The sequence below is a fragment of the Mycobacterium gordonae genome, from assembly GCF_001417955.2.
Classification (GTDB): Bacteria; Actinomycetota; Actinomycetes; order Mycobacteriales; family Mycobacteriaceae; genus Mycobacterium; species Mycobacterium gordonae_B.
Window position 1 is genome coordinate 1 of record NZ_LKTM01000051.1, and the last position, 10,149, is coordinate 10,149.

7 protein-coding genes and 2 pseudogenes are annotated in these 10,149 nt (G+C 63.5%); 5 read left to right on the top strand and 4 right to left on the bottom strand.

Translation table 11 applies throughout. The annotated features are described in order from the left end of the window. The 3 genes and pseudogenes from AO501_RS07400 to AO501_RS07410 all read left to right on the top strand — a co-directional run. On the top strand, positions 1-1,210 hold a 1,210-nt coding region (locus AO501_RS07400; protein WP_156452375.1), incomplete at its 5' end, for a thioesterase domain-containing protein. Next, positions 1,207-1,909, top strand: a pseudogene (locus tag AO501_RS07405) (ABC transporter ATP-binding protein). The gene AO501_RS07400 and the pseudogene AO501_RS07405, both read left to right, overlap by 4 nt. Further along, the gene (locus tag AO501_RS07410; protein WP_055577114.1) at positions 1,906-4,236 is read left to right on the top strand and encodes an ABC transporter permease; all 2,331 of its coding nucleotides are present in this window, start codon (positions 1,906-1,908) and stop codon (positions 4,234-4,236) included. The pseudogene AO501_RS07405 and the gene AO501_RS07410 overlap by 4 nt, the downstream one beginning before the upstream one ends. A gap of 41 nt (positions 4,237-4,277) precedes the next feature. On the opposite strand, the gene AO501_RS07415 is transcribed toward AO501_RS07410, so the two are convergent. Beyond that, positions 4,278-5,108 carry a YHS domain-containing protein gene (locus AO501_RS07415; RefSeq protein ID WP_055577118.1) on the bottom strand — a complete coding sequence of 277 codons (831 nt, stop codon included), beginning with the start codon at positions 5,106-5,108 and terminating at the stop codon, positions 4,278-4,280. 1,071 nt (positions 5,109-6,179) lie between these two features. Between AO501_RS07415 and AO501_RS07420 the strand changes: the two genes are divergently transcribed. Both AO501_RS07420 and AO501_RS35115 read left to right on the top strand, forming a co-directional pair. Then, positions 6,180-6,587, top strand: coding sequence for a MerR family transcriptional regulator (locus AO501_RS07420; protein WP_263861982.1), 408 nt, complete (start codon positions 6,180-6,182; stop codon positions 6,585-6,587). A 381-nt stretch (positions 6,588-6,968) separates the two neighbouring features. Beyond that, a complete protein-coding gene (locus tag AO501_RS35115; RefSeq protein WP_231752376.1) occupies positions 6,969-7,382 on the top strand; it encodes a four-helix bundle copper-binding protein in 414 nt (137 codons plus the stop codon). A gap of 97 nt (positions 7,383-7,479) precedes the next feature. Here AO501_RS35115 and AO501_RS07425 read toward each other — a convergent pair whose 3' ends face one another. The 3 genes and pseudogenes from AO501_RS07425 to AO501_RS38920 form a co-directional block, all read right to left on the bottom strand. Then, positions 7,480-8,988 carry a DUF7159 family protein gene (locus AO501_RS07425; RefSeq protein WP_055577116.1) on the bottom strand — a complete coding sequence of 503 codons (1,509 nt, stop codon included), beginning with the start codon at positions 8,986-8,988 and terminating at the stop codon, positions 7,480-7,482. 508 nt (positions 8,989-9,496) lie between these two features. Further along, the gene (locus AO501_RS40640) at positions 9,497-9,784 is read right to left on the bottom strand and encodes an anti-sigma factor family protein (protein WP_371934623.1); all 288 of its coding nucleotides are present in this window, start codon (positions 9,782-9,784) and stop codon (positions 9,497-9,499) included. Between the two features lie 98 nt (positions 9,785-9,882). Continuing rightward, a pseudogene (locus AO501_RS38920) lies at positions 9,883-10,149 on the bottom strand (hypothetical protein); the annotation flags it as partial.

Consider the following 10,149-nt stretch of genomic DNA (forward strand, 5'->3'; position numbering starts at 1 on the left):
CCCCCCCACCAGATCCCGGCCACCACACACCCCCACCGAACACATCATCGCCGACACCTTCGCCGAGGTCCTGGGCCTCGACCGCGTCGGCCTCGACGACAACTTCTTCACCCTCGGCGGAGACTCACTGCTGGCCACCCGCGCCACCACCCGCCTCCAACTCGCCCTCAACACCGAAATCCCCATCCGCACCCTCTTCGACACCCCCACCGTCACCGACCTCGCCAACCACCTACACCGGCGTACAGATTTCACCTCTGTGCAAGAAGTCGTTCCGGTCCAGACCCTGAAGAAGGGTTCCGGCGTTCCGCTGTTCTGCATTCATCCAGGGGGCGGGATAAGTTGGCCATATCACGCTCTTGGCAGCTATTTGGACTGTCCGATCATCGGGATACAGCAAATATTGCAGCCCGAGGAAGCCGCACCCCGGTCACTTCGCGATATGGCGAGAAACTATGCCAACAGGCTGCAAGCGGTTTATCCGACCGGTCCCTACAATCTTCTCGGCTGGTCGTTTGGAGGCGTCATCGCCCACGAAGTGGCGATCGAGCTGCGGCGGCGCGGATATGTCGTCGCATACCTCATCCTTCTCGACGCCGATCCCACTATCGACAGCCTCCAAAACCACAGTTTAGACGACTGGCGGAAGCAGCTAGAAGCCTTGCGGCTCTACGACATAGGGCTTCCGGAGGTGAACGAACCGCTTACCTACGAGCAGATCGACGAGTTTGCCCGAGAACAGGGCCCGGCAGAATACCCTCGCTATAGACAGCTGCTGGATATGTTCGTCCAAAACGTCACGAGTGGTATGTCGTTGTATCGAACTCACGAACCCGCGGTCTTCGACGGTGATGTGCTCATTATTTCCGCTGCGCGGGAGGCAAGCGATCGGGGCGCGTCTCTTCAGCGAAGGTGGCGGCCGTACGTTGCCGGCAATATCACCGTGTATTCGGTCGACGCTACACATCAAGAAATGCTGACTCACGGATCGCTGGATATGTACGGCGAAAAACTGAAGGATTCATTGACGCGAGGTGGCGCATCCGACGTTTCCGATCCCGTGTGCGTGTCGGACCAGTTTGTTGCCTGCACGACGCCCGACGTCAGGTGGTCGCGTGCCGGTCTCTGGACTGCCGGGAGGCATGTCCACGAGGGCCAACGCCAAGGGGCGACGCACTCGTCAAGCGAATGTTCCGGGCATGCGTTATGAGCGGACATTCCCCGTCGTCGGACGACACCGCATCGGCTGAGGCAGCGGTAGCCTCTGCGCCTCCCGTGTTAAGGCTTGAGGCGGTGAGCCGAACCTATGGCTCCGGACCCGCAGCGGTGGAGGCGCTCAAGGACATCGACCTCGAGTTTCAGTGCGGCGAGTTCGTCGTGATCCTGGGTCCGTCCGGTTCGGGCAAGACCACGCTACTCAATCTGATCGGCGGCATCGAAGCGCCCACTGATGGACGGATCTTGTTGTCAGGCAACGATATCCAACCTGGTGGGGACTCTGACGGCGCAGGAGAACGTGGAGATCATTGCCGAACTCGCCGGCGGACATTGTGCTCGGCGCAGTCGTGAGGCGCTTGCGAAAGTCGGCCTGGCCGACCTCGCCGACCGGTTTCCCGGGCAAATGTCCGGTGGTCAGCAGCAACGAGTAGCGATCGCCCGCGCCATCGTCAAAGGGCCGCCGCTGTTGCTGTGTGACGAACCGACCGGCAGCCTCGACCTGGCCACGGGGCGGCAGGTGCTGGCGGTGCTGCACGAGTTGGCCCGGGAAGGCGGTAACACCGTCCTTTTGGTGACGCACAATTCCGCGATCGCCCAGATCGCCGATCGCGTGGTGTGGTTGCGCTCGGGAAGGGTCGCCCGTCAGGAGCGGGTTGGTGCCCCACTGCCGGCGCAGGAACTCGACTGGTGAACCGTATCTTGCTCCGCAAGGTGCGTCGGGACCTGGGGCGGCAACGTTCACAGTTCCTTGCCGCGGCATTGGTGATGGGCATCGGTGTGGCGGTCTTCGTCGGGGCCACAGACGCCTATGCCAACTTGAAGCAGTCGTTCGCCCGGGTATACGCGACGCAACTGCTGCCAGATGTGGTCATCACCGGAACCGGTGTGTCGGGGTTGTACGAGAGTGCCCTAAAACTTCCCGGCCATCCGGAGGTTGGCCTTCGACAACAGGCCGACGTGAGTATCCGCATCAACGGGCGCACCCTGTTCGGCCGCGCGGTCGGCGTGCCCGTTGAGACCCAACCCCCGGTATCGAAGTTGGCACTGCGATCCGGTGTTCTGCCGCCCCGCGGCTCGGTTCTAGTGGAAGAGCACCTCGCCGCGCATTACGGTCTGCACCCGGCGAGCACCGTCGAACTCCTCGGGCCGTCCGGCTGGCATCCCGTGTCCGTTTCCGGCTCCGTCGTGTCGACAGAATATTTGTGGCCGGCCCGCTCCCGGGCGGAGACCGTGACCACGCCGGAGTACTTCGGCGTGGTGTTCGTGCCGGCACCAGACATGGTTGAATTCGCGGCCCAGCCGGCGGACCAGCTGCAGGTGTATGCACACGATCGCAACCAAGCAGCCGCTTTGGTCAGCGCGGCAACGGAACTGGGTCGCTCGCATGGAGTCATCGTGACGTCGCGCGACGAGCTGCCGTCCTACAGTTCCTTGCGCGACGGCATGGAATCGGTACGCAAGTTCGCAAGATTTATGCCGTGGGTGTTCCTCGTGGCAGCGGTGGTTGGGACGCATGTGCTCTTGTCTCGACTAGTCGCCGCTCAACGAGCCGTGATCGGCACACTGTCGGCCAACGGAGTGTCCGGCCGAAAGATACTCGGCCACTACCTGACGTACGGTGTGGCCGTCGGCCTGGCAGGGGCCATGGCCGGGATGATCGGCGGCTACCTTCTCGGTGGCTGGTATACCGCCCAATACACCCAGACGATGGGACTGCCGCTGCGGGCGACGTCGGTGTACCCGAGCAGTCTGATCGTCGGAACCGTGGCCGGCGCTGCAGCATCCGCGCTTGCCGCCTGGGCCCCGGCGCGCGCCGCATCGCGGATGAGCCCGGCGGAAGCGATGAGGATTTTGCCGCCACGCGTGCGCGGCGGCGTGAGCGTCGCGGAACGACTGCTGCCGCCGCTGGGGCGTATGCCTACTCGCTGGCGAATGACATTGCGCGGCATCACCCGCAACCGTCGCCGCACCATCCTTACCGTCGCCGGGGTCATCAGTTCGGTATGCCTCGTAATGGTGTTCGCCGGATTACGCGACACCGTCAACGGCGTCATCGACCGACAGTACGGAGAGGTCGAACTTCAAGACGCGCAAGTCATTACCGCCGCAGGCAGGGCCGACGCCGTCGCGAGTGCTCTACGAGCCGACCCGCAAGTCGCTGCCGCAGAACCGTTCACCCGGCTGGATGTCACGGTGCAACACCGCGACAACCGTTCCGACACCCTGCTGATCGGCTTGGCGTCGGCAACCCAGATGCACCGCTTCACATCGGGCCCGTCGGGCCGCAGTCTTCCGCCCGACGGCGTGTTGCTGGGAGAGGGCCTGCGGGCGATTCTCGGCGTCGCCGTCGGTGACCGGATCTCAATAACGAACGCCCAGAACCAAATTCGTCTTGACCTACCCGTCGCCGGCTTCGTCGACGAGCCGATGAACCCGGTCGTATATGTCTCGTCCACCCAAGTGCCCGCTCTTGCGCCGTCGGGCGTTTTGCTCAAGCTGGCTCCCGGCGTCAACCAGAACGTGAAGCGCCAGGATGTGATGGCGTTGCATGGCGTGGCCGCCTACGTGCCCACCGAGTCGATCTCAGCCACCATCCGCACGGCGTTCGCCCTGTACAACGTGCTGGTTGCGCTGACCTTGTTGTCAGCGGGTGTGATGGCCATGGCGCTGCTCTATAACGCGATGTCGGCCAACGTCAGTGAGCGCACCGGCGAGCTGAGCACGTTGCAGGCCGCCGGAATGGGTGCCCCTCTGCTGGGCCGACTGGTGGCGGTCGAGAATATGACGCTCGTCGCGATCGGTGTGCCGGCCGGCCTGATCGCCGGGACGTGGCTCGCTGAATGGTTCATGTCCAATTACGTGACGCAGGGCTATCGATGGCACCTGATGATGCACACCACAACTCCGCTCCTCGTCGCCGCGGCCGTCTTGACGGCCGCACTGTTGACGGCCATCCCGGCGTTTCGCGTGATCGGGCGAATGGACGTCGCCAAGGCGGTGCGTGAACGGACGCTATGAGCGCGACCTCGACGGTGCTCCGGAGAAATCGGAGCCGACCTTCACGTGCTGGACGGCAGATACCGGTCGGGTTCGGCGTCGTAGCTGTCGAGGCACAGCTGGGAGCAGAAGTACAGCGTCTGCCCGTCGACGTCGCGGTGCCCCGCGGCGCGGTCGATCAGCAGCTCCATTCCGCAGACCGGGTCGGCTGCCGTGACGACGTCGGTTTCGCTGTCGCCCAACTGCCACCGCGCAGGCTGTGGCTGGTTGACGCCGTAGTCGGACGCCGTCGCGTCGGTGCGCGCGCGCCGCGCGGGATCACGCGTCGGAGGCCGCAAGCGGCGGGTCTCCACCCCCCATACCCAACCGCTGACGGTCACGTGGTCGGGAATCAGCGGATGGTTGTCAAACACTTCGATCGTCTTCAACAGCGTCTCGTCAACGTCGTCCATCATCCCGAGCCACTTGGCGAAAGCCCCCTCGTCAAGCCTGAGCTCGGGCAGGGTCGGGTCCAATACGGGATGGCCGGTGTCGATGCCCTTGTCTTTGAAGTAGGCCTCGACGTCTTCGGCGTTGGCTGACAACATCCCACACTGGGTGTGCTGGACGATGACGATCTCAGTGGTGCCGAAAAAGTTCGTCGACAGCATCGCTGATCGAATCGCGTCGTCACTGACGATCCCGCCGGCGTTGCGGAAACAGTGCGCGTCTCCGTGGCCTATGGGTGAATCAACCTGGATGCCCAGTGCTTCGTTGATTGGCAGGCGCTCATCCATGCAGGCCAGCACCCAGAGTCTGCGGTCGGTGTACCCGAAGCGGCCGAACCGACGCCGCTTGGCCCAATGCTCGTAATCCACGACCTTCGCGGTCAATTCGTCCTTCAACGTTCCCACCGTGATCACCCCTCCAGTCGATTCGATGAGCAAATTGCTGACAGAGCAACGTCTTCAGCCTTGCGCGATCTCCACGACTCAACTAGGGCACTAAGTCCTGAACTGGAGCATCTCAGGCTCCATGCAGGAATTGTGTTGTGCGACGGAGGTCATTCTCCGACCTGATGGTGTGCGTAGTGCCTGGACGCTCCTGTGCGGTCAGTTAGCGTCGTTGGCGTTGCGCCAGGCTTGCCAGGTGCCGGGGCGGAGGCGGCCGCGGTCGGCAAGTGTCTGTGCCGAGTCTCACGGCCAACCAGCGTCGGCCGACGTCGTCCAATACCATCGTCGACAGTGCTGTCGCCTCGCCGCGAAGGCATGCGGCCGCCACGCACCCAGTGGGGCGGGACAACGTGGTTTCACTCTGAAGGGCAACGGGTTTCGGTGCCAATGCGGGCGCAGCCGACTTGCCTGCGGCTACAGTAGCGATCACATGGGTCTTCGCCTTTCAGTAGCACCGCCGCGGCATGGGATAGGATACCCGGGTGGGGCATTTCATATCTCGGAACGACAGCTAGGCGCACATGCAAACTCTTGCGAAAGTGCAATGCACGAGCGCGATCAGCGTGACCGCGCCCCGGCATCACCCGCGAACAGTGCGTGTCCGCGGTGCTGCCGAGGCCCCCAAGAGTTCGGGCATCACCCGTGTCAATAATGCGCTCTTTCGCCGGCAGGTACCGATCGCGAGCCACCCGCAGGCGAACTGCGCTCAATCAGAATGCACTGGTACAGAGAGGTTCTCGCCTCGGCGGATGAGATGCGGTCCACGGCCGGGGAACAACTTCGCGACAAGTCACCACAGAGGATCGTCGGGCCTCCCCCACTTAGCCGCAAAAGCCCGCGAGGGTACTGAACTACGCCGTGGCAGTGCGATTGAAGGACGGCCCGCAATCGGCGAGCTGATCCCGCCTCGCCGGAACTCCTCGACCTCTGGGGGAATTCTCGCCGAACGCACAGCGGCGCGCAGCAACCGCATACCCGTCACCAGCGACTATGGCGGGGAATCGCAGACAAGAATGGAAACCTTAAATGGTTATGACAGTGAGCGCCGCCGCACAGGCAGCCGGAGTAAGCATCAAGGCGATTCGGCTATGGGAGGCCAAAGGTTTGGTGCCACCAGTGCCGCGCACTGAGGCCGGCTACCGGCTCTTCACCGAAGACGACGTAGAACTACTCCGTTTTATCCGCCACGCGAAATTACTGAACTTCTCGCTCGACGAAATCAGGGAAATTTTGGATATGCGCCGCGGCTACTGTGCCCCCTGCGGGCGTGTAGCGGCCATCCTTGATGCACATATCGCCAAGGTGGACCACGCGATCATGGAATTGCACCGCCGACGTCGCTGGCTGGCGGATGCACTCGCCACCGCACACGAGTGCAACCACCAATCGGAGGACAGGGTGGTGGGTCAGATCATCAAGAAGGCTGCCGCCCCAAATTGAGCCCTCTCGCTCCGTGATCGAACCGCTCGTCTCGGCGGCGCCGGCGATGACGGACTTGCGGGACTAGCTGATGCAGCGCTTGACCCTGCCCTAAGGGCAGCCCTTACGTTGAAGATCGACCGCCGGCGATGGAGTCCGAGAGCCATATCTACGGCGGGAATCGGCTGTCGATTCGATAGCCCGCGAGCAAGGATGTGGCGATGGCGGTGGCGACGGAAGCACACAACGCTTGGAACTTCAGTGGCCTGGCATTCCTCCCGACGCTGCAAGGACACGTCCGACTGGTTGCAGTGTGCGGGGTCGGTTATCGGCAGCCTGGTCTGAACCGGCTTCCCACGAGTGCCAGTCGACGCCGTGATACCTCCACGGACGATGAGACTGGTGAGCAACCGAAGCTTCCCCGGCACCTACTGCCAGGGGGGAGAGAAACAGAGAATACCGATCCGAGAGGAAACGATCCTGATGGCTAACAACCTCGTTGACCAATCAAACCGCGCCTGTATCGACGCGTGCAGCGACTGCAGCCAGGCGTGTGAGGCATGTGCGTACACGTGTTGTGTCGGCGAAGCCGCCATGGCGGACTGCGCCCGACTGTGCCTCGATTGCGCCGCCATCTGCCAGACCTGCACCAGCCTGCTCGCCCGCGGCTCCAGTTGGGCAGCCAAGCTGTGCCAACTGTGCGCGGAAATCTGCGACGCGTGCGCGGCCGAGTGCGAGAAATTCGATACAGAGCATTGCCGCGCCTGCGCGAAAGCCTGTCGAGCCTGCGCTGAACAATGCCGCGCAATGGCCTAGCATCGACTCCCGGGCCCGCCCGCACGCCGGATTCAGCTGCGGGCGTGGCCTTCTCAAAGATAGAGAGCTTACCCACCTTCTCCTAGCTGGTCACAAATCAATGCGTGAATCCCGGCAGACCCGGAATTCCCGGGATCAATCCGCCTCCCCCACGGCCTTCACCGCCGTGACCTTCGCCACCGCGATCCCCACCGCCGCGTCCCCCACCTCCATGCCCAGGAGGACCAAAGATCGGTGGCAGCGGGACGATGATGGGCGGTACGGGTAAGGGGGGCGGAGCTGCGGGAGCCACCGGCACCGGAGCAGGAACCGGCGCTACCGGCACCGGAGCCACCGGCACCGGAGCGGGAACCGGAGCCACCGGGGCCGGAGCGGGAACCGGAGCCGCCGGCACCTGGACCTCTGGAGCAGGCGCTACCGGCACGGGAGCGGGAGCAGGAGCAGCGGGGACCGGAACCTCAGGAGCCGGAGCCGCTGGGGCTGGAACAGCCGGAGCCGGGGCCGCAGGGGCCGGAGCTGCCGGCACTGGCGGGGCCTGCTTCGTTGGGGTAACCATGTTCTGGCCGGGGCTGGGGTGCTGATTGTTCATCGGCCGGACGCTGATCGCCAGCGCCATCACCAGCGCGACGACCCCGACCACGAAGACCGCTATGAAAGCGCTCCCAGGCAGCCAAAACAACTTGCGCCCTTGCTCATCGGCATCAGCACCGGTGTCGGCCACCGGGCCGGTGATCGAGTTTTGCTGGCCCCGGACGGCCGTATGTGTGTCGGCTTCGTCGTCGGCGCCCGCATTGTAGGCGACGCCCTCGTCAACCGGCCCCAGGGTGTCCGCGACGGAAATCGGCGGAGGCGCAATCGCATTCGGGTCCAACATACCGGAATCAGGATCCTGGGCATAAGCCATCGCTGCAGTGGACGACGCGAACAACGGTGCGTTCGCCGACGCCAGCGCCGCGCCGCGGGCGAGCGCCGTTTCCGGCTCCTCGGGTGCGTACAACGGAAGTGAGGTCGCGGTCTGCAGTACCGGTTTGATCAGCGGGACATCCACCCCAGAACCGACCAGGAACACACCATCCGGATGTTCGTCCAGCGCCTCAGCGTCCGAAACCAGCTGAACCAGCTCGGCCATGGCCTCGTCATCATCGTCGGGCAGCGGTCGTCGGTGCACATCGGCTATGGAACCGTCGGCGGTATCGACCACAGCCAACGTCGCGGTATCGGGCTCGACGAAGAGCAGCGCGGTTTGGGTGTAGCCGGTTGCATTGCCGACCGTCTGCGCCAAAGCGGCCGCAGCCAGAAACGCCGATACCAACATGACGTTCTCGATCTTGCGACTGGCCAGCGCATCGCGCAGCGCCGCTGCGTCGAATTGGTCCCTATAGCTGACCCCGGTCGTGAGCAACTGGTAGCCACTCTCGGCGGCGCCTTCTCTGGTACCGAGGATGGCCGAGATAACCTGGTCGACGCCCGCGGAGGGTGCCGCGTCGTCGGTTGATTCGATCTCGAAGTTGTCTTGGTCGACCGTGACACCGTCAGCGTTTTCGCCTTCTACCAGCACCATCTGAACCTTCGAGGGTGCCATGGAAACACCAAGTACGGTATCCATCACTGCTCCAAACTCTGTTGCCAGCCAGCAGTGGCATGCGGCCTACGATGCGACAGCCACACTGCGCCGTTGCCACTAACCTGTGCTTCTGCGGCATCGATGTGATTGGTGTTGCCCCGAGCTGGTCGGCTCGCGGTCGTAACTGTCAAAACGGTTGCCGCGGCTTGGAATTCAGTGACCATACTGCGATCGGCGAGCAGGAAACGCATAGCGCCGTCATCATGGCAACGCATTTCCTGCCCGCTACGCAAGTAACGCGGGACCTTGGGTGATGTAACGAACATTTTTATAACTCTTTCCATTGACCGCAATTCCACGAAAGGTGCAATCAACGCCCCCAAATCAAACGTACGACCACTCGGCGACTGGCTGTAGTGGCCTTGGGCCCTGAAACCTTGCCGTTGGACCCTTATACGCCCAGCCGTGGACTTGGCTCACCGGACACGCCCGCGCCGCCTGCCGTTCGACGCAGGAGCGCACGCATGTGCCTGGCCGAGCATTCACGTCATCAGGTCCGGCCCGTGCCGGTGCGACTCTCCGCGGAACGCGAGCCTCCGACGATCGCCGCCACCTCGCCACGGTTAAGGACTGCCAGAAGTGCTGGCATATCGCTGAGTTCAACAACAGCCTTCCGGCACACCGTGCAGCCGCCCAGATGGGCTTCGAATTCGCGGCGGTCATCTTCCGACAGCGAATCCAGCACATAGGCGGCGTCCCACATCACGTATTCGCTGCACTCGTTCGGTAACTGCCCGCGAGCGCTGTCCGCGCGGTGTAGCTCCACAACCCGCGTCACCGGGGCATCCCCATGCTGTGCACCATCTGTCGCTGCGCTGGCACGGCCAAATGCAACCGATGGAGTGCTTTGCCTAATCAATCGACTCCACGCCCACGTCATGGCCGCCCGCCTTTTCCAGGGAACTCCTCTTCGTTGTGCCCGCCCGAAACCTTCAGGACGCCTTGTGCTTTGGCTGCGGGCTGGGGCGTCAGTGCGGTCGGGTCGACGACACTGGTGCATCGGGTCCAAGACTGCACCACCTGTCGGGTGGGGTCCTCGATGAGGGCCGGCTCGGCGGGGGGCAGGTGGTCGAGCAGGCCGTGCTTGCGGCAGTAGTCGTCGTTGTAGATGGTGTCGAAATACCGTTGTGGTCCGTCGGGGAA